This window comes from Bradyrhizobium sp. UNPF46 (assembly GCF_006658625.1).
Classification (GTDB): Bacteria; Pseudomonadota; Alphaproteobacteria; order Rhizobiales; family Xanthobacteraceae; genus Bradyrhizobium; species Bradyrhizobium nitroreducens.
This window is the reverse complement of record NZ_LFJB01000049.1, coordinates 47,755-69,667: the sequence shown is the minus strand read 5'-3', so window position 1 is coordinate 69,667 and position 21,913 is coordinate 47,755. Positions and strand designations below refer to the sequence as shown.

At 64.3% G+C, this 21,913-nt stretch carries 21 protein-coding genes; 15 read left to right on the top strand and 6 right to left on the bottom strand.

The window, feature by feature from the left end; genetic code table 11:
• The first annotated feature begins 168 nt into the window (after positions 1 to 168).
• Genes UNPF46_RS20825 through UNPF46_RS20810 form a run of 4 tightly spaced genes read left to right on the top strand, consistent with a single transcriptional unit; the run spans position 169 to position 3,496 of the window.
• The gene (locus UNPF46_RS20825) at positions 169 to 837 is read left to right on the top strand and encodes an FMN-binding negative transcriptional regulator (protein WP_100180398.1); all 669 of its coding nucleotides are present in this window, start codon (positions 169 to 171) and stop codon (positions 835 to 837) included.
• Complete coding sequence (argC, locus tag UNPF46_RS20820) at positions 834 to 1,817, top strand: N-acetyl-gamma-glutamyl-phosphate reductase (protein ID WP_142251251.1); 984 nt, start codon at positions 834 to 836, stop codon at positions 1,815 to 1,817. The genes UNPF46_RS20825 and argC (UNPF46_RS20820) overlap by 4 nt, the downstream gene beginning before the upstream one ends.
• A gap of 26 nt (positions 1,818 to 1,843) precedes the next feature.
• A complete protein-coding gene (gene argC / locus UNPF46_RS20815) occupies positions 1,844 to 2,890 on the top strand; it encodes an N-acetyl-gamma-glutamyl-phosphate reductase (protein WP_142251250.1) in 1,047 nt (348 codons plus the stop codon).
• Positions 2,891 to 2,902: 12 nt separating this feature from the next.
• Positions 2,903 to 3,496 carry a class I SAM-dependent methyltransferase gene (locus tag UNPF46_RS20810; RefSeq protein WP_142251249.1) on the top strand — a complete coding sequence of 198 codons (594 nt, stop codon included), beginning with the start codon at positions 2,903 to 2,905 and terminating at the stop codon, positions 3,494 to 3,496.
• Positions 3,497 to 3,539: 43 nt separating this feature from the next.
• Here UNPF46_RS20810 and UNPF46_RS20805 read toward each other — a convergent pair whose 3' ends face one another.
• The 3 genes from UNPF46_RS20805 to UNPF46_RS20795 form a co-directional block, all read right to left on the bottom strand.
• Positions 3,540 to 4,406, bottom strand: coding sequence for a Rossmann-fold NAD(P)-binding domain-containing protein (locus tag UNPF46_RS20805; RefSeq protein WP_142251248.1), 867 nt, complete (start codon positions 4,404 to 4,406; stop codon positions 3,540 to 3,542).
• Between the two features lie 24 nt (positions 4,407 to 4,430).
• Positions 4,431 to 4,829 (bottom strand): MAPEG family protein, encoded by a 399-nt coding sequence (locus UNPF46_RS20800; RefSeq protein ID WP_100180393.1) that lies wholly within the window; start codon positions 4,827 to 4,829, stop codon positions 4,431 to 4,433.
• 64 nt (positions 4,830 to 4,893) lie between these two features.
• Entirely contained in the window at positions 4,894 to 6,699 is a 1,806-nt protein-coding gene (locus tag UNPF46_RS20795; RefSeq protein ID WP_174719226.1) for a PHA/PHB synthase family protein, read from the bottom strand.
• 252 nt (positions 6,700 to 6,951) lie between these two features.
• On the opposite strand from UNPF46_RS20795, the gene UNPF46_RS20790 reads away from it, so the two are divergent.
• From UNPF46_RS20790 to glpX, 4 genes are all read left to right on the top strand, one after another.
• Positions 6,952 to 7,227, top strand: a complete 276-nt coding sequence (locus tag UNPF46_RS20790) for a hypothetical protein (protein ID WP_142251247.1) — start codon at positions 6,952 to 6,954, stop codon at positions 7,225 to 7,227.
• Between the two features lie 216 nt (positions 7,228 to 7,443).
• The gene (locus UNPF46_RS20785) at positions 7,444 to 8,664 is read left to right on the top strand and encodes an LL-diaminopimelate aminotransferase (protein WP_100180390.1); all 1,221 of its coding nucleotides are present in this window, start codon (positions 7,444 to 7,446) and stop codon (positions 8,662 to 8,664) included.
• 29 nt (positions 8,665 to 8,693) lie between these two features.
• Positions 8,694 to 10,010 (top strand): homoserine dehydrogenase, encoded by a 1,317-nt coding sequence (locus UNPF46_RS20780; protein ID WP_100180389.1) that lies wholly within the window; start codon positions 8,694 to 8,696, stop codon positions 10,008 to 10,010.
• 160 nt (positions 10,011 to 10,170) lie between these two features.
• A complete protein-coding gene (glpX, locus tag UNPF46_RS20775) occupies positions 10,171 to 11,172 on the top strand; it encodes a class II fructose-bisphosphatase (RefSeq protein WP_100180388.1) in 1,002 nt (333 codons plus the stop codon).
• 160 nt (positions 11,173 to 11,332) lie between these two features.
• Here glpX and UNPF46_RS20770 read toward each other — a convergent pair whose 3' ends face one another.
• The gene (locus tag UNPF46_RS20770) at positions 11,333 to 12,532 is read right to left on the bottom strand and encodes a hypothetical protein (RefSeq protein ID WP_100180387.1); all 1,200 of its coding nucleotides are present in this window, start codon (positions 12,530 to 12,532) and stop codon (positions 11,333 to 11,335) included.
• A 156-nt stretch (positions 12,533 to 12,688) separates the two neighbouring features.
• Between UNPF46_RS20770 and UNPF46_RS20765 the strand changes: the two genes are divergently transcribed.
• Entirely contained in the window at positions 12,689 to 13,417 is a 729-nt protein-coding gene (locus UNPF46_RS20765; protein ID WP_142251246.1) for a haloacid dehalogenase type II, read from the top strand.
• 79 nt (positions 13,418 to 13,496) lie between these two features.
• Here the strand turns inward: UNPF46_RS20765 and UNPF46_RS20760 are convergent, their stop codons facing one another.
• Both UNPF46_RS20760 and UNPF46_RS20755 read right to left on the bottom strand, forming a co-directional pair.
• Positions 13,497 to 14,480 carry an MBL fold metallo-hydrolase gene (locus UNPF46_RS20760; protein ID WP_100180385.1) on the bottom strand — a complete coding sequence of 328 codons (984 nt, stop codon included), beginning with the start codon at positions 14,478 to 14,480 and terminating at the stop codon, positions 13,497 to 13,499.
• Positions 14,481 to 14,808: 328 nt separating this feature from the next.
• Complete coding sequence (locus UNPF46_RS20755) at positions 14,809 to 15,474, bottom strand: GntR family transcriptional regulator (RefSeq protein WP_142251245.1); 666 nt, start codon at positions 15,472 to 15,474, stop codon at positions 14,809 to 14,811.
• 118 nt (positions 15,475 to 15,592) lie between these two features.
• Here UNPF46_RS20755 and UNPF46_RS20750 point away from each other — a divergent pair, with 118 nt between their 5' ends.
• The 6 genes from UNPF46_RS20750 (at position 15,593) to UNPF46_RS20725 (ending at position 21,913) form a co-directional block, all read left to right on the top strand.
• Positions 15,593 to 16,387 carry an enoyl-CoA hydratase/isomerase family protein gene (locus UNPF46_RS20750; RefSeq protein ID WP_100176843.1) on the top strand — a complete coding sequence of 265 codons (795 nt, stop codon included), beginning with the start codon at positions 15,593 to 15,595 and terminating at the stop codon, positions 16,385 to 16,387.
• Between the two features lie 10 nt (positions 16,388 to 16,397).
• Entirely contained in the window at positions 16,398 to 17,651 is a 1,254-nt protein-coding gene (locus UNPF46_RS20745; protein WP_142251244.1) for a CaiB/BaiF CoA transferase family protein, read from the top strand.
• 65 nt (positions 17,652 to 17,716) lie between these two features.
• Positions 17,717 to 18,709 (top strand): Bug family tripartite tricarboxylate transporter substrate binding protein, encoded by a 993-nt coding sequence (locus UNPF46_RS20740; RefSeq protein ID WP_142251243.1) that lies wholly within the window; start codon positions 17,717 to 17,719, stop codon positions 18,707 to 18,709.
• 164 nt (positions 18,710 to 18,873) lie between these two features.
• Positions 18,874 to 19,356, top strand: coding sequence for a tripartite tricarboxylate transporter TctB family protein (locus UNPF46_RS20735; protein ID WP_100176840.1), 483 nt, complete (start codon positions 18,874 to 18,876; stop codon positions 19,354 to 19,356).
• Between the two features lie 11 nt (positions 19,357 to 19,367).
• Positions 19,368 to 20,906 (top strand): tripartite tricarboxylate transporter permease, encoded by a 1,539-nt coding sequence (locus tag UNPF46_RS20730; protein WP_100176839.1) that lies wholly within the window; start codon positions 19,368 to 19,370, stop codon positions 20,904 to 20,906.
• Positions 20,903 to 21,913 (top strand): 4-hydroxythreonine-4-phosphate dehydrogenase PdxA, encoded by a 1,011-nt coding sequence (locus UNPF46_RS20725; RefSeq protein WP_142251242.1) that lies wholly within the window; start codon positions 20,903 to 20,905, stop codon positions 21,911 to 21,913. The genes UNPF46_RS20730 and UNPF46_RS20725 overlap by 4 nt, the downstream gene beginning before the upstream one ends.

Here is a 21,913-nt window from a genome sequence, read left to right as displayed (position 1 = left end):
GCCGCGACCATCCTGTTCGCCCGTCGCCGCCGCCGCAGTCTTGCGGTTTGGGCGGTCGATCGCGTTTGAGATCATCGTCTTTGCCGCTGGATCCGATCCGCGGCATTCTCTCTCCTGTCAGCGCGATCTGATCCGGCGGCCCCCTAGGAGGCCCAGCAGGAGACCACGATGTACACGCCACCCCATTTCAAGCAAGACCGCACCGCGAGCCTGAAATTCGCGGAAGAGCGCGGCTTCGGCACCATGTGTGCCTTTGACGGCAACAAACCGGTTGCCTCGCCGCTGCCGTTCTATCTGACCTTTGCCGCCGACGGGACGCCGCAGGCCGCCTTTCACGTCGCCCGTCACAATCCGCTGCTAAGGCTGGCGGGCGGCGATGCGTCCTGGCTGCTCGCGGTCAACGGCCCCGATGCCTACGTCTCGCCGGACTGGTACGTCTCGCCCGATCAGGTTCCGACCTGGCTGTATCAGGCGGTGCATCTGAGCGGACCGGTGCGGTTGTTGTCGGATGCTGAGCTGGCGGTGCAGATCGACACGCTCAGCGACAAGTTCGAGAGCTGGCTGCTGCCGAAGAAGCCGTGGACGTCGGGCAAGATGACCGCCGGCCGGCTCGAAGCCATGAAGAAGGGGATCGTGGGGCTGGTCATGACGGTTGAAGAGGTCGAAGGCAGCTTCAAGCTCAACCAGCACAAATCCGACGCCGATTATATTGCGATCGCCAATGCGCTCGGCGCGCAGCCCGCGGCCGATGCCAGAGCGATTGCGCAGCTGATGCAGGACGTGAGGCCGGAAGCCTTCGCGGCCGAAACCAACAAGCTCGAAAGGAGCGTTCCATGAGCCTCGCGGACACAACCAAAGCCCCGGCCACCAGCGCGGCCAAGAAGCCCGCCACCGTCTTCGTCGACGGCGGCTCCGGCACCACCGGGCTCGGCATCAACGAGCGGCTGAAGCACCAGAACGACGTCGTTGTGAAGACGATCCCTGACGACAAGCGCAAGGATCCCGCGGCAAAGAAGGCGCTCATGGAGGAGGTCGACCTCGTCATCCTCTGCCTGCCCGACGATGCAGCAAAGGAGACGGTCGCGCTCGTCGACAGCATGGGCGCCTCGGGCCCCAAGGTGCTCGACGCCTCGACGGCCTACCGCGTCGCGCCCGACTGGGCCTACGGCTTTCCGGAACTGACGCCGGACCAGGCCGGCAAGATCAAGGCCGCGAGAAAGGTCTCCAATCCCGGCTGCTATCCGACCGGCGCGATCGCGCTACTGCGGCCGATCGTCGATGCCGGCCTGCTACCGTCCGACTATCCCGTCACCGTCAACGCGGTGAGCGGCTATTCCGGCGGCGGCAAGTCGATGATCGCAAGCTTTGAAGACGGCAGCGCGCCGTCCTTCGAGCTCTACGGTCTCGGCTTCGAGCACAAGCATCTGCCGGAGATGCAGCTCTACTCGAACCTGACGCGGCGGCCGATCTTCATTCCCTCGGTCGGCAACTACCGACAGGGCATGCTGGTCTCGGTGCCGCTCCAGCTCGACACGCTGCCGGGCAAGCCTGTCGGCGCCGACCTTCAGGCTGCGCTGGCCAAGCGGTATGCCGGCTCGAAATACGTCAAGGCGATGCCGCTCCAGAACGAGGCTGCCAAAGCCGGCCGGCTCGAGCCGGAGGCGCTCAACGAGACCAACATGCTCGAGCTCTACGTCTTCGCCAGCGACAAACATCACCAGGCGGTGCTGGTCGCCCGGCTGGACAATCTCGGCAAGGGAGCCTCGGGCGCGGCCGTGCAGAACATGCGGCTGATGCTCGGGCTGGCAGAGGCGTAACCGATCCAGCGCTGAGGGAACGTCTGATGAGCACGAAGAGAATCGGCATTCTCGGCGCCTCCGGCTACACCGGCGCCGACGCGGTGCGCCTGTTGGCGCGGCATCCGAATGCCGAGATCACCGCACTCACTGCCAATACCCATGCCGGCAAAGCCATGAGCGAGGTGTTTCCGCATTTCTTCATGCTGGAGCTGCCTAGGCTCGTGGAATGGGAAAAGGTCGACTGGAGCAAGCTCGATGCGGTGTTCTGCGGACTGCCCCACGGGACCACGCAGGACATCATCGCCGCGGTCCTGAAGGCAAATCCTGATATCAAGGTCCTCGACATGTCCGCCGATTTCAGGCTTCGGGACAAGAACACCTATGCGCAATGGTACGGCCATGAGCATCGGGCGCTCGAATTGCAGGGCGAGGCGGTCTACGGTCTCACCGAATTCTATCGCGAAAAAATCGCGTCGGCGCGGCTCGTCGCCTGTCCCGGCTGCTACCCCACGGCGGCGCTGCTCGCGCTGGTACCGCTTGCGAAGGCCAGACTGATCGACGTCGACGACATCGTCATCGACGCGAAATCGGGCGTCACCGGCGCCGGACGCGGGCTGAAACAGAACACGTTGTTCAGCGAGGCGGGCGAGGGGCTTTCGCCCTATTCGGTCGGCACCCACCGGCATGCGCCCGAGATCGAGCAGGAGATCGGCCTCGCCGCCGGCTCTGCGGTCACGGTGAACTTTACGCCGCATCTGATCCCGATGGCGCGCGGCGAGCTCTGCACGTCCTACGTAAAGCTCAATGGCGCGACGCCCGACGATTTGCGGGCCGCGCTCGAGCAGGCCTACGTCAACGAACCCTTCGTGCATGTCGCCAAAAAGGGCGTGCTGCCGCAGACGCAGAATGTCCGCGGTTCCAACTATGTGCAGATCGGTGTCGTCGCCGACCGCATCAAGAACCGGGCGATCGTCATTTCCACGCTCGATAATCTGGTGAAGGGCTCGGCCGGGCAGGCGATCCAGAACATGAACTTGATGTTCGGGTTGCCCGAAACGATGGGGCTGGATCAGATCGCGCTGTTCCCGTGATGTGAGGCGACAGTGGACGAAGAGACGCTGCAATTCTACCGCGGCAACGCCGAGGCCTATGCTGGGCGCGAGATCACCTCGCGCCAGGCGCGGCTGGCGGCGTTTCTCGCCCGGCTCGCGCCGGGCGCTTCCATTCTCGAACTCGGATGCGGCGCCGGCGGTGATACCGCGGAAATGCTGGCGCGCGGCTTCGCGGTTCGCGCGACCGATGGATCGCCTGAAATGGCCGAGGTCGCCTCGCGCCGCCTCGGTTGTCCGGTCGAGACCCTGCTGTTCGAGCAGCTCGACGAAACCGAGGCCTATGATGCCGTCTGGGCCAATGCGTGCCTGCTGCATGTGCCGAGACCCGAACTCGCCGGGGTCCTTGGGCGGATCTGGCGCGCGCTGAAACCGGACGGTTTCTTCTACGCCAGCTACAAGGCGGGCGAGGCCGAAGGCCGCGACACGTTGAACCGCTATTACAACTATCCCTCGCCGGACTGGCTGCGGGCGACCTACGCCGAGGCGGGCCGCTGGAGCGGGGTGACGATCGATACCGGCGAGGTCAAGGGCTTCGACGACAAGGCCGCATCGATGCTGTTCGTCGTCGCGCAGAAGAGCGGCTGAGCGCGGCGCGCGCTCATACCACCTTGAAGATCGCCAGCGCCAGCTATTCGGCGACCCATTCCAGAAGCGCGTTCTGCGCGTGGAGCAAATAGGCCTTCGCCAACGTGCTCTGACACGTGGGATGGCTCATCGCATCGGCGCTGACCTCTTTGCCTCGGGTCACCGGAGGGCAGGGTAGGAATATAACGTCGGAACGGCATCGGTCGAGGAGGGATGCCGATACCTGATATTCGAAGAGTTGATCAGCAGACCCGCCATCAGGCCAGCAATCCGTGATGATCACATCCGCATCGCGCAGGCTTTCCAGACTGGCGCTCGCGGTGAAGTTCGGGCTCGCGATATCCTTGATATGCCAGTCTTCCTGATAGACCTGCGTCACCTGGATCGGCAGCGAGATCGAGGCTTCGACCCATGACCGCAGGATATTGCCGTCGGGGGCAATGCCAACGGCCTTCAGACCCTCCAGAGATTTGCGCTTGCCAGCGATATAAGCGAGATCGCCGAGTGTCTCGCACGGGTGATTTGACCGCGTTCTCGCATTGATGACGGGGGCCTTAGCGCTCGACGCGAGCTCGCGCAAGGTCGGCAACTCCCGAGTGCGCACGACCAGGATGTCGAACCAATTGTCGAGATATCCTGCGAGATCGGCCGTCCCCTCACGGACATTGAATCTGATCGGGGGCTGAACACAGATGCCGCCCATGGCCCTCACGCCGAGATCGAAGGCCGTTGTATTCCGCCAGCCGCCATCGTCTGCGATGAGGGCGACACGCCTGCCAGCGAGGCTCTGCGGCATGTCGCGGTCAGTCCACGCGGCCGCCAGCAACTGCGCGCGGCCGATAATGGACAGGATCGTCTCTGCGCCGAGGTCGTGGAACTGAACGAAGTCCCGATTGGCTTCGCTACGCATTGGCGCACCTTGGGGGGCGAGCTCTCAAACCACCTTGAAGATCGCCAGCGCCAGCACGGCCTGGGCGAGGAAGCCGACGGTGAAGGCCAGCGTGCGGAACACCGGGATGCCGATCGCATAGACGATCAGATGCGCGACGCGGGACCAGAAATAGACGGCGCAGGCGAGCACGGTCCATTTCGAGGAATAGTCGATCGCATTCAGGATCAGCACCAGCGGCGCGAAGATCACGAGGTTCTCGACCGCGTTGTCATGCGCGAACATCAGCCGGTTCGCCCAGTCCGCTTGCGGCTTGTCGTTGCGCGAGGGATTGGCCATGGCGCCGGAAAGGCCACGAACCTGGCAGCGGTTGATGATGTAGGGAATCCAGAGGATCCCGGTCAGGATCACCGTCAGTGTCAACCAGAACAATTCGCGCGTCATGGTGCGGTCCCCTCTGTCGTCGCTGTGATGAGCGGAAGTCTATACGAAAGCACAGCCGATTCCGCTATGCGCGAACCCTGACATAGCTGCCAGGCGCGTCCTCGATCGGCGGGAATGCTTCGTTCCCCGGTACGCGCGCCGGGACCTGCTCCGGATCGAGCTCGCCCAGCCATTGGCGCCAGTCCGGCCACCACGAACCCTTGTGCTCCACCGCGCCCTTCATCCACTGCGCGACGTTGACGTCCTTGATGTTGTCGTTGGTCCAGTACTGATACTTGTTCGAGGCTGGCGGATTGACGACGCCCGCGATATGGCCCGAACCCGACAGCACGTATTTCACCGGGCCGCCGAAGAACTGCGAGCCGTACAAAACCGATTCCGCCGGCGCGATATGGTCCTCGCGCGTGGCGAGGTTGTAGACGGGCACCTTGACCTTGGAGAGATCGAGCAGCGTGTTGTCGAGCACCATCGTGCCGGTGGAGAGGCGGTTCTCCAGATAGCAATTGCGCAGATAATAGGAATGGTTCGATGCGGTCATGCGCGTCGCGTCGGAATTCCAGTGCAGCAGGTCGAACGCGCTCGGCTGCTGGCCCTTCAGGTAGTTGCTGACGACGTAGGACCAGATCAGGTCGTTGGAGCGCAGCATGTTGAAGGCCATCGCCATCTTCGAGCCTTCGAGCACACCGGCCGCCTTCATGTCCTGCTCGAGCGATGCGATCTGGTCCTCGTCGACGAAGACGAGGAGATCACCGGCATGGGTGAAGTCGACCTGCGCCGCAAAGAACGTCGCCGACGACACGCGCTGGCGGCGCTTCTCGGCGAGCCAGGCCAGCGTGGTCGCGAGCATCGTGCCGCCGACGCAATAGCCGGCGGTGTGCACCTTCATCTCGCCGGTCAGCTTCTCGATCACGTCCATCGCCGTGAGCGGGCCTTCCTTCATGTAGTCTTCCCAGCTCTTGTTGCCGAGCCGCTTGTCGGGATTGACCCATGAGATCACGAATACGGTGATGCCCTGGTCGACGCACCACTTGATGTAGGATTTCTCCGGCTTGAGATCGAGGATGTAGAACTTGTTGATCCAGGGCGGCACGATCAGGAGCGGGGTGCGCAGCACCGTCTCCGTGGTCGGCGAATACTGGATCAGCTGCATCATCTCGTTCTGGTAGATCACCTTGCCCGGCGTCGTCGCCATGTTGACGCCGACGACGAGGTTGTCCGGATTGGACTGGCGGATCTTCAGCATGCCCTTTCCGGCTGCGATGTCCTCGGCCAGCATGGTCAGGCCGCGCGCGAGGTTCTCGCCGCTGCTGGCCACGGTCTCGCGCAGCACCTCCGGATTGGTCAGCACGAAATTGGACGGCGACAGCGCGTTGGCGACCTGCTGGACGTAGAACTCGGCCTTGCGGCGGGTGTGCGGATCGAGCTCGGCGTCGCGCACCAGCTCCTGCGCCCATTTGGTCGTGAGCAGATAAAGCTGCATCACGAAATCGAAAAACTGGTTCGACTTCCATTCCGGGTCGGCAAAGCGCTTGTCGCGCGGCGAGGGCGCGATCGCAGGGGGAGCGTCCTGGCCGGCCATGCGACGCGCGGCCGAGCCCCAGAGGTCGAGATAGTCCTTGGCAAGCTTGGTCTGCAGATCGGACGAGCGGGAGGAATCCGACAGCCAGTATTCGGCGACCGAGGTGAAGGTCTTGACCACTTCCGCAAGCTCGGCCGGCGGGCGATCCTGCACCTCACCGCTCTCGCGGGGCTTGAGATAGGCGGCGAGCGCCTTGCCGCCGCTCTCCATCGCCCGCGCGACATTGATCGCGAAGGCTTCCGCATCGAACTTGGTCTCGGGTTTGGGCGTGTCGGTCGTGGCCATACTCATGAGCAGAACAGTAACGACTCATTCCGTATTCGTCACCGCGAAGCTCGCATGTTTGGCGTTAAACCCGCTCCAAGATGTGCTGCACTGCGACAAAGCTTCTTGGTTTTGTCACAATCGCGGTGCAACCCTTCGACCGTGGGCCTTGGATGTATTCTCGCTCGTACCATTTGTGGGCAGCAATGGTTTGAGCTTGGGCAGGTTGTCGGGTTAGTGTGCGACAGCTTGCATTGGGACGAGTAGGGGATTTCCCAAGTGTCGGCATTGAGGGACCTGCAAAAGTCGCTGCTGATCTGCGGCACGCTGTTGAGCGTGGCATTCGCGTTGGGCGGCTGTTCCAGTCAGCTGGCGGACATGACGCCTGCGGATGCGCAGGCGCATCCCCGGGAGCCCGGGAGCTATTTGCCGGTGCACGACCTGCCGCCGGATCGCGATCAAGCCGTCATCTCGCCGGAGCAGCGTGCCAAGATCGAGGCCGAGCTTGCCGCCGCGCGCGATCGTCAGGCCGTCGCGGCCAAGGAGGGGAAATGAGGCGCTGCAAGGTAATCGCTGGCGCCCCCGTCTTGCCGTGCTAAAAGACCTCGGTTCAGCCGACAGTCAGGGCGAACGACTTCAGCTTTCGTTGTCGATCATTGCTCTAAGCATTTGATTTTGAGCGATTTTTGTAGCGAAACTGAGCCCCTTTCCGGGCCGCTGTCCTGTTCTGTCGATTCTGTCCTGACCGGTTGCCCCGGAGCCCAGAGAGCCATGGAAGAATTTTACCGCATCCGCCGCCTTCCGCCTTACGTGTTCGAGCAGGTCAACCGGGCCAAGGCGGCCGCGCGGAATGCCGGCGCCGACATCATCGACCTCGGCATGGGCAACCCGGACCTGCCGGCGCCTGCGCATGTGCTGGAGAAGCTGAAGGAGACGCTGGGCAAGCCGCGCACCGACCGCTACTCGGCCTCCCGCGGCATCCCCGGGCTGCGCCGGGCCCAGGCTGCCTATTACGCCCGCCGCTTCGGCGTGAAGCTCAATCCGGACACCCAGGTCGTGGCGACGCTGGGGTCGAAGGAGGGCTTTGCCAACGTGGCGCAGGCGATCACGGCGCCCGGTGACGTCATCCTCTGTCCGAACCCGAGCTACCCGATTCACGCCTTCGGCTTCCTGATGGCGGGCGGCGTGATCCGCTCGGTGCCCTCCGAGCCAACGCCGCAGTTCTTCGAGGCGGTGGAGCGGGCGATCGTGCATTCGATCCCCAAGCCGCTCGCGCTCGTCGTCTGCTATCCCTCGAATCCGACCGCCTATGTCGCGAGCCTCGATTTCTACAAGGACCTCGTCGCGTTCGCGAAGAAGCACGAGATCCTGATCCTGTCCGATCTCGCCTATGCCGAGGTCTATTTCGACGAGAGCAACCCGCCGCCATCGGTGCTGCAGGTGCCCGGCGCGATGGACTGCACCGTCGAGTTCACCTCGATGTCGAAGACCTATTCGATGGCCGGCTGGCGCATGGGCTTTGCGGTCGGCAATGAGCGCGTGATCGCCGCGCTCGCCCGCGTCAAATCCTACCTCGATTACGGTGCCTTCACACCGGTCCAGGTCGCGGCGACCGCGGCGCTGAACGGCCCGGACGATTGCATCAAGGAGATGCGCGACACCTACCGCAAGCGCCGCGATGCGCTGGTGGAATCGTTCGGTCGTGCCGGCTGGGAGATCCCGCCGCCGGAAGCCTCGATGTTCGCCTGGGTGCCGCTGCCGGAGGCCTTCCGCAGCGTCGGCAGCATGCAGTTCGCGACCCTGATGGTGGAGAAATCCGGCGTTGCGGTCTCGCCCGGCGTCGGCTTCGGCGAGCATGGTGAAGGATATGTCCGCATCGCCATGGTGGAAAACGAGCAACGGATCAGGCAGGCCGCGCGCGGCGTGCGCCGCTTCCTTGAAAGCGGCATCGAAACGTTGCACAACGTCGTTCCGCTCGCCAATCGGCGTTAAGTTCTCTTCGGCAGGTTTTCTAAGACATCATGGTTGCACCCCTGAAAGTGGGCATAGCGGGGCTCGGCACCGTGGGCGCCGAAGTGGTCCGTTTGATCGAAACGCAAGGCCGCGTGCTCGCGGCCCGCAGCGGCCGCGGCATCCGCGTCGTTGCCGTCACCGCACGCTCGAAGGCCAAGAAGCGCGGCATCGATCTGCGCGGCGTCGAATGGGCCAAGGATCCGATGGCGCTGGCGACGCATCCCGGTATCGATTGCTTCGTCGAGCTGATGGGCGGCGCCGGTGATCCCGCGCTCTCGGCCGTGGAAGCCGCGCTGGGCGCCGGCAAGTCGGTGGTCACCGCCAACAAGGCGCTGCTGGCCAAGCACGGCCTCAAGCTCGCCAAGGCGGCCGAAAACCACGGCGGCGCGCTGAATTTCGAGGCAGCCGTCGGCGCCGCGATCCCCGTCATCAAGACGTTGCGCGAGGGGCTTGCCGGCACCGGCATCAACCGCGTCTACGGCATCCTCAACGGCACCTGCAATTACATCCTGACGCGGATGGAGCAGGAGGGACTGTCCTTCGCCGAATGCCTCAAGGACGCGCAGCGGCTCGGCTATGCCGAAGCCAACCCGTCCTTCGACGTCGACGGTCACGACACCGCGCAAAAGCTCGCGATCCTCGCCAGCCTCGCTTTCGGCACGAAAGTTGCTCAAAGCGCGGTGTATGTCGAAGGCATCTCATCCATCGCGCCGGAAGATCTGCGCGCGGCGTCCGATCTTGGTTACCGCGTCAAGCTGCTCGGCGTTGCGGTGCGCACCGCCAAGGGCATCGAGCAGCGCGTGCATCCGACCATGGTGCCGAAATCCTCCTCGATCGCGCAGGTGATGGGTGTCACCAATGCGGTCACGATCGACGGCGAGGGCATTCCGCCGATCACGCTGGTCGGTCCCGGCGCCGGCGGCGCGGCGACGGCATCCGCCGTGGTCGCCGACATCGCCGACGTCGCGCGCGGCATCCGCGCCAATCCGTTCGGCCGGCCGATCGCGCAACTGCGCGACACCAAGAAGGCGCCGATGGAGCGGCATGAAGGCGGCTACTACATCCGCCTCCTGGCCCGCGATTTCCCCGGCACAGCCGCCGCGATCGCGACCCGGCTTGCCGAGCAGAAGATTTCGATCGAGTCGATCGTGCAGCGTCATCCCAACGGCGGCGTTGCCCCCGCAAACGGCAAGGCGGTCCCCGTGCCCGTCATCCTGATCACCTACGCCACGCATGAGGACGCGGTGCGCCGTGCGCTCGCCGCCGTGCAGAAGGACAAGGTGATCAGTGGACGGCCGCAGGTGATCCGGATCGAGAAGAACTGAGCATGACCCGGACCCGGAGGGCCGCGCTAGCGCAAAGTGCGAAGCGGTTTTCCGGAAAGGTCATGTTCCAACAATAAGACACGGTTCGAACGAACTGTGGGTGTCACGAGTTGATGCGGGCGGAAATGCCCGCCCCAAACTGTTTCGAAGGAGTTAGCCGATGTCGACCCATATTTCAGTCCCGCCGCAAGCATTGCTCGAGCGCATCTTGACGCTGGAGATCGTGCGCGTGACGGAGCGGGCAGCGGTGTCGTCGGCGCGGCTGCGCGGGCACGGTAACGAGAAGGCGGCCGACCAGGCTGCGGTGGATGCGATGCGCCGCGAGCTCAACAAGCTCCCGATCGAGGGCACCATCGTGATCGGCGAAGGTGAGCGCGACGAGGCGCCGATGCTCTTCATCGGCGAGAAGGTCGGCATGAACGCGGGCCCACAGGTCGACATCGCGGTCGATCCGCTCGAAGGCACCACGCTGTGCGCCAAGAACATGCCGGGCTCGATTGCCACCATGGCGATGGCCGACGGCGGCACGCTGCTGCACGCCCCCGACGTCTACATGCAGAAGCTCGCGATCGGCCCCGGCTACGCCAAGGGCGTCGTCGAGCTCGACGCCTCGCCGGCCGAAAACGTCCGCCGTCTCGCCAAGGCCAAGGGTGTGCAGCCCGACGGCATCACGGTTCTCGTGCTCGATCGTCCGCGCCATGCCAGCATCATCGAGAGCGTGCGCTCGACCGGCGCTGCCGTGCGCCTGATCACCGACGGCGACGTCGCCGGCGTGATCCATTGCGCCGATCCTGACAACACCGGCGTCGACATGTATCTCGGCACGGGCGGTGCGCCGGAAGGCGTGCTCGCGGCCGTGGCGCTGCGCTGCATCGGCGGCCAGATGCAGTGCCGGCTGATCCTCGATTCCGGCGAGAAGATCGAGCGCGCCGCCAAGATGGGCGTCAACGATCCCAAGATGATCTACGGCATTGAGGACATGGCGCGCGGCGACTGCCTGTTCGCCGCCACCGGCGTCACGACCGGCTCACTGCTGTCGGGTGTAAAATTCCGCAAGGACGGCGTGATCGAGACCGAGACGGTGGTGATGCGCTCCGTCACCGGCACCGTGCGCTACATCAAGGCCGAGCACCGCGAGCTCGCCAAGTTCCATCTGGACTGAGCGCTGCCAATTTGCGCGCGGCCTTGGCGAATTGGACCATCGCCGAGATGCACAGCCGTTCACTCAAAGAGGGCGCTTCGGAAACGATCTGAGGCGTCGGACTTGATATTCTATCAGGTCGGGGAAACGCTCGAACGTCGCTGCTGCGAGGCCGGACGCCTCAGTGAACGCCTCCGCCGACGAACTGAGGCGGAGCGGGAACGAAAAGATGAATGTCGCGCAGGTGAAGCCCCAATTGGCATGCCTGCAACAGCGTATCCACTTTCTTGCCCCAAGGCTCAAGCAGGGACCTGGCAAGTGCCATATCGCGACGCGCCAGTGCGCGGCGTGCGTCGGTGTCAGCCTCGCCATATCCTTCGACCGTCATCATAGTCGTCAGCGCCTTCGTGAGCTCGTCGTCGAGCAGGGCCACCCGGACCTCCGAGATGTAATGATCGGGACGAAGTCGGACCAGATTTTCGGGCTGGGCGGGATCGAAGAGCCCAAGCTGGGCGAGCAGGATGAGGAGCGGGTGATTGCTCGCGATCGATCTTGGGATGATCGGGTAGACTTTGGTTGTCGCCGGATTGAGTGGGGAGGAGAAGGAGATCACGGGCCTGGCGCCAAATCGCGACATGCGGTGCCATAGGATGAAGTTTCCGAGTTCGCCGTGATCGCGGTAGACCTTACCGTCTTCTGTATTCTCGTCGATACCATTCGCGATCAGATAGGATGCAAACGCGTCGACACGTCGGGCGATGGCTTCCTGGTCCAGGCCGTCCACCTCAAACTCTATTTCGCGACCGATGAAGGCGGAGAGCCCTTCCGTGTAGGCGCCCAAACTGTTGCCGCTGCGATAGAAGATGGTTTCGATCCAGAGCTCGAACGGATGGTCGGGAGCCGGGGCGAACGCGCGGCGCGAGGCTTCCTCCCAATGCGCCGAAGATCGTGCGACTTTCCCCTGCCACAACACACCCAGGCAGGCCGGTAGGACCTCGATCAAGCCGCCGACGGCGGCGGTGGTCAGACGCGCGTCTTGCATCACATCGAGCGGCGGCTCGGCCCCTTCCGAGGCCGAGCCCAGCGAAGAAACGACCAAATGGGCCTGATGGGATGTGACGGCCTCCAGGGCTTCTGGCCAATGCCGGGTCGCCCGTTGCCAATCCTGAAGATCGATGGGGATCGGCGCGGGCAGCGACATGACAGCCATCAGACGATCACCGGCGCGAATGAATATTGCCTCGTCAGGGCGCCGGTTTGATTGGGCTGTGCTGCCGGGATCCCAGGAGAGGTCTGGGTGACGGCGTCGCAGGGTGTCGACCAGTACCATTTCGTCCGGCAGAACGGCCTCTTTGAGGATCACGAATGCAGGTGTTGGCATCTGCCGCGCTCCGACTGATTGAAACCGTCATTCTGCTCATCTTGAACGCGCTTCGCCAGTCCGCTCTGCGCTGTTGTTGCATGGGAGCGATCATGCTTTAAAGCCCTCGATTTCGGCCGGAGCCAACCGGGCGCAGGAAAATCCGCGGAGCGAAACATGACGCCAGCATCCGATCTCACCACCGTCAAAGCCCTTGTCTTCGACGTGTTCGGTACTGTCGTGGACTGGCGCACCAGCCTCATCACCGACTTCATGTGGTGGAGCAAGCAGCGCGGCATCAGCGCCGACTGGACCGCTCTGGTCGACGGCTGGCGCGGCATGTACATGGCCTCGATGGACGACGTGCGCAAACATCCCGAGCGCGGCTATGTCATGCTCGATGATCTGCACCGCCGCTCGCTCGAAAAGCTGGTCGCGCAGTTCGCGATCAAGGGCCTCACCGAGGCCGATCTCGACTATCTCACCAAGGGCTGGCATCGGCTCAATCCGTGGCCGGACAGCGTCGCGGGCCTGACGCGGCTGAAGACGAAATTCGTGATCGCGCCGCTCTCCAACGGCAACGTCGCATTGCTCACCAACATGGCGAAGTTCGCGGGGCTGCCCTGGGATCTCATCATGTCGGCCGAGCTGTTCGAGCACTACAAGCCCGATCCCGAGACCTATCTCGGCGCAGCAAAGCTGCTCTGCCTCAAGCCGGACGAGGTGATGATGGTCGCTGCCCACAACGGCGATCTCGCGGCCGCCCAGAAGAACGGTTTGAAGACGGCCTTCGTGGCGCGGCCGACCGAATACGGTCCGTTGCAGAAGGTCGATTTCGAGGCGACCGGCCAGTGGGACATCGTCGCCAAGGATTTTGGCGGGATCGCCGCCAAGCTCGGCTGCTGAGCCGGCTTCTCGATCGGATGTGCGCGGCCGGCAATGAACCGGGCGGCACGCGCGCCGCCCGGGCCCGATTTGCGATGGACTACAGCGTCATCTGCATCGGCTGGGGATAGTAGTGGAAGCCGTCACCGGCCTTGGCGACATGGCCGTAGCCCGGCCAGGCGAAGTGATACGACATCACGGGGATCTTGTTGGCGGCGAGCATCGTCAGCAACTTCACCCGCGATTCCGCCGCCTGCTTCGGATCGGTGTCGTAGGAGAACTCCATGCGCGGCCGCTCCAGCAGCAGCACGGAGTGGTGCGAGAGGTCGCCGAGGAAGGCGAAGGACTTGCCGGCCGACGACACCATGAAGATGGTGTGGCCGACGGTGTGACCGGGCGCCGAGATCGCCTGCACGCCGGGCAGGAATTCCTCCCCGTCCTTGAAGAACTTGATCCGCTCGCGGACCGGCAGGAGGTTCTTGCGGGCGTGCACGACGAAGTCCTTGGCCGGGCTGCCGAGCTTGCCTTCGTCGGTCCAGAAATCGAAATCGGTCTGGGAGATGTAGATCTGCGCATTCGGGAACAGCGGCTTGTCGTTGGCATCCACGATGCCGCCGATGTGGTCGATATGGGCGTGCGAGCAGACCACGGCGTCGATGTCCTCCGGCTTGATGCCGGCCTCCGCCATGCTCTTCTGCTGCCGTCCGGTGCTGGCGCCGAACATCTTGGATGAGCCCATGCCGGTATCGAACAGGATCAGCTTGTCGCCGGTGTTCACGATCGGCGAATTCTGCTCGAGCACGACGTTGTCCGGCGACAGGAAATTGTCCGCCAGCATCTTCTTGACCTCTTCCTTGGGAACGCCGGTAAACGTCCCGGAGGGATCGCCGAGCGGCAGCGGTCCGTCGGACACGACGGTCACCTCGGCATCGCCGAGGACGAAGCGGTGCCAGTACGGCGTCTGGGTGCCGAGCTTGGGAGCCCGCGCCATCGCGCTGCTGCCGAGCATGGCGCTGGCACCAAGGCCAGCTCCGAGGCTGGCTCCAAGTGCAAGTAGGGATCGACGGGAGACATCGATTGTCATGCGTTTCCTCCGCTTTTGTCTTTTGTTTTGCGCGATTGTTCGCGCGTTGGCGCCGGCTTGAACGGCCATGCGGCCGCAGGTCGGCAGAGAAGTATGCTGCTCCGGCCGCGACAAGCTAGCAAGTGGAATTAGAGCGTTTTCGAGCGAAGTGGACACCGGTTCGCGTGAAGAAAACGCGTCAAAACAAGAATCTAGAGCCTCGGTTCTGATTCAATCAGAACCGAAAATGCTCTGGTGCGCAGATTCACGCGGAGCGAGAACGAATTACGGAGCGGGAAGGCCGCGTGTGGATGCACTCTGCGCAACCCAGGACAACACGAATTGCGTCTTACGCAATTCTCAGCGTGAGGTCGTTCGCTTCAGTCTCGGCAAAGCCCGCCTGCAGCACCTCTTCGCGCTTGTGGCGCAGATGCGCGCGCAGAATATGGGAGAGTCCGGCGCCATCGCGCCTCTGCAGCGCGTTCAGGATGGCTTCGTGCTCCCTCACCGCGAGCGCCCAGCGCTGCGGCGTCATCGGCGTGACATAACGCGCGCGGCGGATGCGCGCCGTCACGGATGTGTAAAGCCCCGCGAGCACGGGGTTTCCGGCCGCCGTGACGATGGCTTCGTGGATGGCGCGGTTGCCGCGATAGTACTGGATCAGATCACCCTCGCGATAATGCTGCACCATGTCTGCATGCGCCGCGGCGATCGCGTCGATCTCCGCGTCGGTGATGCGTTCGCAGGCGAGCTCGCCGGCGAGGGCTTCGAGACCCTGGCAGACCTCGAACAGGTCGCGCATGTCCTTGTCGGTCAGTTTCGCCGCGCGCGAGCCGCGATGCGGCAGCAGCTGCACGAGACCCTCGGCGGCCAGCACCTTGAGCGCCTCGCGCAGCGGCGTGCGGGAGATCTCGAGCCGCTCGCACAGCTCGCGCTCGGGAATTCGCGCGCCCGGCGGGATCTCGCCGTCGAGCAGGATGGTGCGGATACGTCCGACGACCTCCTCATGCAGCATGGGATCGGCACTCCAATTTGAATGCAAAACGTGGAGATTGGTCTGAAATCTGGAAGTTCCAACTTGCTAATCGCAAATTTTGCATTCAAAAATGTAAAAAACAAGAGGATATGAGGAAATGGACCTGGCGGCGGAGGCGGACGACCTCGTTTTTGAATGCAATGACGGTATCGGGCGGGTCACCTTCAACCGCCCGCAGGCGCGTAACGCCTTCACCTTCGCCATGTATGAGCGGCTCGCCGCGATCTGCGAGGAAGCCAATCGCGACCATGCGATCAAGGTGCTGGTGCTGCGCGGGGCCGGCGACAAGGCTTTCGCCGCCGGCACCGACATCAATCAGTTCCGCGAATTCAGGACGCCCCAGGATGCGATCGACTACGAGAACCGCATCGATCGGATCCTGACCACGCTCGAACAGTGCCGGGTGCCGACGATCGCTGCGATCAACGGCTTCTGCACCGGCGGCGGGGCCGGAATTGCCGCGGCCTGCGACCTGCGCATCGGCACGAAGAGCGCGAAGATGGGTTTTCCCATCGCGCGAACGCTCGGCAACTGCCTGTCGATGTCCAATGTCAGCCGTCTCATCGCGCTCATTGGTGCCGCGCGCGTCAAGGACTTGATTTTTACAGCGCGTCTTGTTGACGCCGCCGAGGCCGCCAGTGTCGGGCTGCTCGGCGAGGTGGTCGAGGATCTCGCCGCGCTGGACAAGCGGGCTGACGAGGTCGCCCGGCTCGTCGCCAGTCACGCGCCGCTGACGCTGAACGCGACCAAGCAGGCGGTCGCCCGTCTGCAACAGCGGCTGACGCGGGACGAGGGCGAGGACCTCATCCTGATGTGCTACACGAGCCAGGATTTTCGCGAAGGGCTCGATGCTTTCCTCAACAAGCGCGCGCCGCAATGGCGCGGCCAATAGGACGCCCCTGATGCAAAGCCCGCCATCCACCTCTCGCCATCAGGGACCGCTCGCCGGCCTCAAGGTCATCGATCTCACTCACGTCATGGCGGGACCGACCTGCACCCTGATGCTCGCCGACATGGGCGCCGACGTCATCAAGATCGAGAAGTCGCCGAACGGCGACGACACCCGTCATTCGGTGCCGCCGAAGATCGGTGATGAAGCGGCCTCCTTCCTGATGATGAACCGCAACAAGCGTGGCATCGTGCTGGACCTCAAGACCGATGGCGGCAAGCAGGTGCTGCGGCGCCTGATCGCGGATGCGGACGTGCTGGTCGAGAACTTTGCGCCGGGCGCGATGGAGCGCCTCGGCTTCGGTTATGAAGAGCTGCACAAGCAATTCCCGGCACTGATCTATTGCTCGCTGTCCGGTTTCGGCCGCACCGGTCCCTACAAGCACCGCCGGGGATTCGACCTCGTCGCGCAGGCGATGAGCGGCATCATGAGCTTCACCGGCGAACGCCCGGACGGCCCGCCCGTGAAATGCGGCCCGCCGCTGTCCGACATCACCGCCGGCCTGCTCGCGAGCATGGGCATTCTCGCTGCCTACACGCACCGCCTCAAGACCGGGGAAGGGCAGTGGGTCGAGACCTCGCTCTACGAGGCCGCGCTGGTGCAGACCTATTGGCAATCGACCATCGCGCTCGCCGCGGGTACCGCGCCGCGCGCGATGGGCTCGGCCCATCCGCTCAACGCGCCGTACCAGGCCTTTGAGGCCTCGGACGGCTGGCTCGTGGTCGGCGGCGCCAACAAGAAGCATTGGCTGTTGATGCTGGAGGCGCTCGGCGCCGGCGAGCTCGCGGCCGATCCGCGCTTCGTCAATGGTTCCGACCGCATGGCCAACCTGAAGCAGCTCGAAGCCGTCCTGAGCGAGCGCTTCCGCACCAAGTCGCGGGCACACTGGCTCGCGGCGCTGGACGAGAAGGGTGTGCCCTGCGGCCCCGTGCATGACATGCTGGAGGCCCTGAGCGATCCGCAGACGCTGGCGCGCGAGATGGTCGTCGAGGTCGAGCACTCCACGCTCGGCCCGGTGAAGACGATCGGGCTTCCCGTGAAGTTTTCGGAGACCCCAGGCAAAGTGCTGTCGGGCGCGCCGGTCTATGGTGAGCATACGCGCGAAGTGCTGGCGGAGCACGGGTTCGATCAGACGCAGATCGAAGCGCTCGAAAAAGAAGGCGCAATCGTCTCGGCCCTGGAAAGACGCGAGGAACGCGTCGCCTGACCGGACGTCGATGCGACGAGACCAAACAGAAAAATACAAAAGACAAAAATCAGCTGGAGGAAATCATGGGTCGGACGTCAACATTTCTGCTCTCCGCAGCCGCGACCGTGCTCGCCGGCACGATGCCGGCGCTCAGTGCCTGGCAGCCGCAAAAGCCGATCGAGTTCGTCGCCACCGCCGGCCCCGGCGGCGGCACCGACAACCTCGCGCGCGCCGTGCAGAACATCATCACCAAGCACAAGCTGACGGAGCAGCCGATCGTCGTCGTCAACAAGGGCGGCGGCAGTGGCGCCGAAGGCTACGTCTACGGCAAGGCGTCCTCGGGCGATCCCTACAAGGTGATCTTCGGCACCTCGAACGCCTGGCAGCAGCCGCTCGTTTCCAAGGTCGCGTTCAACTACACCGATCTTACCCCGATCGCGGCGATGGCTCAGGACGAGTTCCTGCTCTGGGTCAAGCAGGATGCGCCCTACAAGAACGCGGGCGACTATCTGAAGGCGGCCGCGTCGGGCGAATTCAAGATGGGCGGCGCGCAGTCCAAGGACACCGACGAGGTGCTGACGCGCATGATCGAGAAGGCCGGCAAGGTCAAGCTGACCTACATCCCCTTCAAGAGCGGCGCCGAGACCGCCGTGCAGCTCGCCGGCGGACATCTCGACTCCCACGTCAACAATCCCAGCGAAAGTCTCGGCCAATGGCGCGGCGGCACGCAGCGCCCGCTCTGCGTCTTCAGCCCCAAGCGCCTGCCGCAGGGGCCGAAGGTCACCGCGAGCGAGGGCTGGAGCGACGTTCCGACCTGCATCGAACAAGGCCTCGACATCAAGCAATATGAGCAGCCGCGCACGGTGTGGCTGCCCGGCAAGGTCACCCCGGACCAGGCCGCGTTCTATGTCGACCTCATGAAGAAGGTGCAGGCAACGCCGGAGTGGAAGGACTACATCGAGAAGACGTCCCAGGTCGACACGTTCCTGACCGGTGCCGAGTTCGACAAGTTCATCAAGGAGGACCTCGAGCACGTCAAGCAGGTCGCGAGCGAGCAGGGCTGGCTGGTCAAGTGAGGCGGGGTTATTGCAACGACGGGGACCGGTTGGGCAGAACCGCGCCACAAATGTCGTCCCTGCCTAGCGCGCAATTGCGCGCGGAGGCGCAGGGACGACGGCGAACCCGGGGGAAGATGCGTGCCTACAGCCGGCAATTGCCCGACGTCTGACCGGAGCCCTCCATGATCTCGCGCCGCGCCCTCGAGCTCGCGACTGCCGTTCTCACCGGCGGCTTTGGTGTCGCCGTGGTGGTCCAGAGTCTCGACAACGGCATCGGCTGGTCCAGCGCGGGCGTTGACGCCGGCACGTTTCCGTTCCTGACCGGCATCATCATCGTGCTCGGAAGCCTCTACAATCTCGCGCGGGGCGTGCTGCCGGTTGCGACATTGGCAAACGTCCCCATCGCGATCACGCCGATCGAGCTGCGTCGGCTCGCCGGCTTGTTCGTGCCGGCCGCGATCTTCGTCGCCGCGATTCCGCTGGCGGGGATGTACGTCGCCTCCGCGCTCTATGTATTTGCGGTGCTGGCGATTCCGCGGCACCAATCCTTGCCTCGAGCCCTCGCCATGGCGGGGGCAACGGCGCTCGCGCTCTACGTCGTGTTCGAGCGCATGTTCCAGGTCAGCCTGCCGCACGGCGCGCTCGCCGCCGCACTCGGCTTCTGAGGGCGAGTCCGATGGACAATCTCGGGGAACTCCTGCACGGCTTCAGCATCGCGGTCACCGTGCCGCATCTGGTGCTGATGGTCGTCGGCGTGCTGCTCGGTATTCTCGTCGGCGTGCTGCCGGGGCTGGGCGCACCCAACGGGGTCTCGCTGCTGCTGCCGCTGACCTTCGGCATGCAGCCGGTCTCGGCCATCATCCTGCTCTCCAGCATGTATTGGGGCGCGTTGTTCGGCGGCTCGGTCACCTCCATCCTGTTCAACATTCCCGGCGAGCCTTCGTCGGTCGCGACCACCTTCGACGGCTATCCCATGGCGCGCGACGGCCGGCCAACCACGGCGCTCGCCACTGCCTTCGGCTCGGCCGCATTCGGCGCGCTGGTCGGCGTCATCCTGATCACCTTCCTGGCGTCCTGGGTGGCGCAGGTCGCGCTTGCTTTCGGTCCGGCGGAATATTTTGCGGTCTATTTCCTGGCATTCGCCAGCTTCGTCGGCATGGGTGGCGCCGCGCCGATCAAGACGGTCGTGGCGCTCGCGATCGGCTTCGCCATTGCCGCGATCGGAATCGATACCGTCTCCGGCAGCGTCCGCCTCACCATGGGCGTCGACGAGCTCGTCAAGGGCGTCAGCTTCGTCGTTGCCGTGATGGGCCTGTTTGGAATCGGCGAGCTCCTGGTTGCCGTCGAAGAGGAATTTCATGCCCGTGCGGTCTCCTCCAAGATCGACTGGGCCGAGGTGTTTCGCGCCGTCGGCCGCCTGCCACGCCATGGCGTGGCGCTGCTGCGGAGCGCTGCGATCGGATGCTGGATGGGGATCACGCCGGGCGGTCCGACCGCGGCCTCGTTCATGAGCTATGGCATCGCCCGCCGTTTCTCGCGTCGCGGCCGCTATTTCGGCACCGGCGAGGTCGAGGGCATCATCTCGCCGGAGACCGCCGATCATGCCGCTGGCACCAGCGCGCTTCTGCCGATGCTCTCGCTCGGCATTCCCGGCTCGGCGACCGCGGCCGTCATGATGGGCGGCTTGATGATCTGGGGCCTCAATCCCGGGCCGATGCTGTTCGTGGACCAGAAAGATTTCGTCTGGGGCCTGATCGCCTCGATGTATGTCGGCAACATCGTCGCCGTCGCGCTGGTGCTGCTCACCGTCCCGGTCTTCGCCGCGTTGATGCGGATCCCCTTCGTGGTGATCGCGCCGCTGATCGTGATCATCTGCGTCGTCGGCGCCTATTCGGTGTCGAACTCCTATCTCGACGTCGTCATGATGCTCGGCTTCGGCGTCATCGGCTATCTCTTCAAGAAGCTGTTCTACCCGCTGGCGCCGCTCGTGCTCGCCATCGTCATCGGCGACAAGGCCGAGGATGCGTTCCGGCAGTCGATGCTGATGTCGAAGGGATCCCTCGGCATCTTCTTCGCCAACAAGCTGGTGACCTGCCTGATCGTGGCCGGCATCGCGCTCTTGCTGCTGCCGCTGGTGTTGCAGCTCGCGCGCCTCTGGCGCAAGCCCGCAGTCCCCGCGGCCGACACAACAGCCCAGGAGAAGGTGATCATATGACCGCAAAGCCGCTCATTGCGTTGGCAATGGGAGATCCCGCCGGCATCAGCCCGGAGCTGACGGCGAAGCTCACGGTGCAGCAAGATATCCGTGCGAGCTGCCGGCTCGTCGTCATCGGTGACCGCCGCGTCTTCGACGAGGGCGCGCGCATTGCCGGCGTCAAGCCGGAGCTGACCATGGTGGAGCAGGGGACCGACCATCGCGCGGCGCAGGGCGATGCGTTGTTTGTCGATCTCCGCCACCTCGATCCCAGAGACGTCGAGCCGAAGACCGCCACCCTTGCCGGCGGGAAGTTCGCCCTGGCCAATTACAGGCACGCGCTCGAGCTTGGTCGCGACGGACGTGCCGATGCGGTGTGCTTCACCCCCTTCAACAAGCAGGCCATGCGGCTCGCCCGCGCCGAGTACGACGACGAGATCGCATTCTCCGCGGAGGTGGTCGGCCTCAAGACCCCGGCGAGCGAATTCAACGTGCTGGACCGGCTCTGGAACGCACGCGTCACTTCGCATATCCCGCTCAAGGACGTCGCCGAACGACTGTCCAGCGACCGCATCCATCGCGCGCTCGAGCTGACCGACGTCTGCATGCGCAAGGCCGGCTTCGCGCGGCCGCGCATTGCAGTTGCCGGTCTCAATCCGCATGCCGGAGACGGCGGCAATTTCGGTCGCGAGGAGATCGACGTCATCGCGCCCGTGGTCGCGGCCGGTCAGCGCGAGGGCATCGCCGCGGAGGGACCGTTCCCCGCCGATACCGTGTTTCTGCGCGCAAAGAGCGGCGCCTTCGATGCGGTGCTGACGATGTATCACGACCAGGGTCAGATCGCGATGAAGCTGATGGGCTTCGATCGCGGCGTGACGTTGCTCGGCGGCTTTCCGTTCCCGATCTGCACGCCCGCGCACGGCACCGCCTACGACATCGCAGGCCAAGGCATCGCCTCGATCGGCGCCAGCCGTGCGGCGGTATTGCTGGCGGCGGAGATGGCCGCCGCCGGAAGGCGGCTTGGGTGA

What these genes read in the sequence shown, in the direction of transcription:
- UNPF46_RS20725 (WP_142251242.1), top strand. Translation starts at nt 20,903, where the DNA reads ATGACCGCAAAGCCGCTCATTGCGTTGGCAATGGGAGATCCCGCCGGC.
- UNPF46_RS20750 (WP_100176843.1), top strand. Translation starts at nt 15,593, where the DNA reads ATGGACCTGGCGGCGGAGGCGGACGACCTCGTTTTTGAATGCAATGAC.
- glpX (WP_100180388.1), top strand. Translation starts at nt 10,171, where the DNA reads ATGTCGACCCATATTTCAGTCCCGCCGCAAGCATTGCTCGAGCGCATC.
- UNPF46_RS20770 (WP_100180387.1), bottom strand. Translation starts at nt 12,532, where the DNA reads ATGCCAACACCTGCATTCGTGATCCTCAAAGAGGCCGTTCTGCCGGAC.
- UNPF46_RS20745 (WP_142251244.1), top strand. Translation starts at nt 16,398, where the DNA reads ATGCAAAGCCCGCCATCCACCTCTCGCCATCAGGGACCGCTCGCCGGC.
- argC (WP_142251250.1), top strand. Translation starts at nt 1,844, where the DNA reads ATGAGCACGAAGAGAATCGGCATTCTCGGCGCCTCCGGCTACACCGGC.
- UNPF46_RS20765 (WP_142251246.1), top strand. Translation starts at nt 12,689, where the DNA reads ATGACGCCAGCATCCGATCTCACCACCGTCAAAGCCCTTGTCTTCGAC.
- argC (WP_142251251.1), top strand. Translation starts at nt 834, where the DNA reads ATGAGCCTCGCGGACACAACCAAAGCCCCGGCCACCAGCGCGGCCAAG.
- UNPF46_RS20740 (WP_142251243.1), top strand. Translation starts at nt 17,717, where the DNA reads ATGGGTCGGACGTCAACATTTCTGCTCTCCGCAGCCGCGACCGTGCTC.
- UNPF46_RS20805 (WP_142251248.1), bottom strand. Translation starts at nt 4,406, where the DNA reads ATGCGTAGCGAAGCCAATCGGGACTTCGTTCAGTTCCACGACCTCGGC.
- UNPF46_RS20795 (WP_174719226.1), bottom strand. Translation starts at nt 6,699, where the DNA reads ATGAGTATGGCCACGACCGACACGCCCAAACCCGAGACCAAGTTCGAT.
- UNPF46_RS20825 (WP_100180398.1), top strand. Translation starts at nt 169, where the DNA reads ATGTACACGCCACCCCATTTCAAGCAAGACCGCACCGCGAGCCTGAAA.
- UNPF46_RS20730 (WP_100176839.1), top strand. Translation starts at nt 19,368, where the DNA reads ATGGACAATCTCGGGGAACTCCTGCACGGCTTCAGCATCGCGGTCACC.
- UNPF46_RS20755 (WP_142251245.1), bottom strand. Translation starts at nt 15,474, where the DNA reads ATGCTGCATGAGGAGGTCGTCGGACGTATCCGCACCATCCTGCTCGAC.
- UNPF46_RS20785 (WP_100180390.1), top strand. Translation starts at nt 7,444, where the DNA reads ATGGAAGAATTTTACCGCATCCGCCGCCTTCCGCCTTACGTGTTCGAG.
- UNPF46_RS20780 (WP_100180389.1), top strand. Translation starts at nt 8,694, where the DNA reads ATGGTTGCACCCCTGAAAGTGGGCATAGCGGGGCTCGGCACCGTGGGC.
- UNPF46_RS20760 (WP_100180385.1), bottom strand. Translation starts at nt 14,480, where the DNA reads ATGACAATCGATGTCTCCCGTCGATCCCTACTTGCACTTGGAGCCAGC.
- UNPF46_RS20735 (WP_100176840.1), top strand. Translation starts at nt 18,874, where the DNA reads ATGATCTCGCGCCGCGCCCTCGAGCTCGCGACTGCCGTTCTCACCGGC.
- UNPF46_RS20800 (WP_100180393.1), bottom strand. Translation starts at nt 4,829, where the DNA reads ATGACGCGCGAATTGTTCTGGTTGACACTGACGGTGATCCTGACCGGG.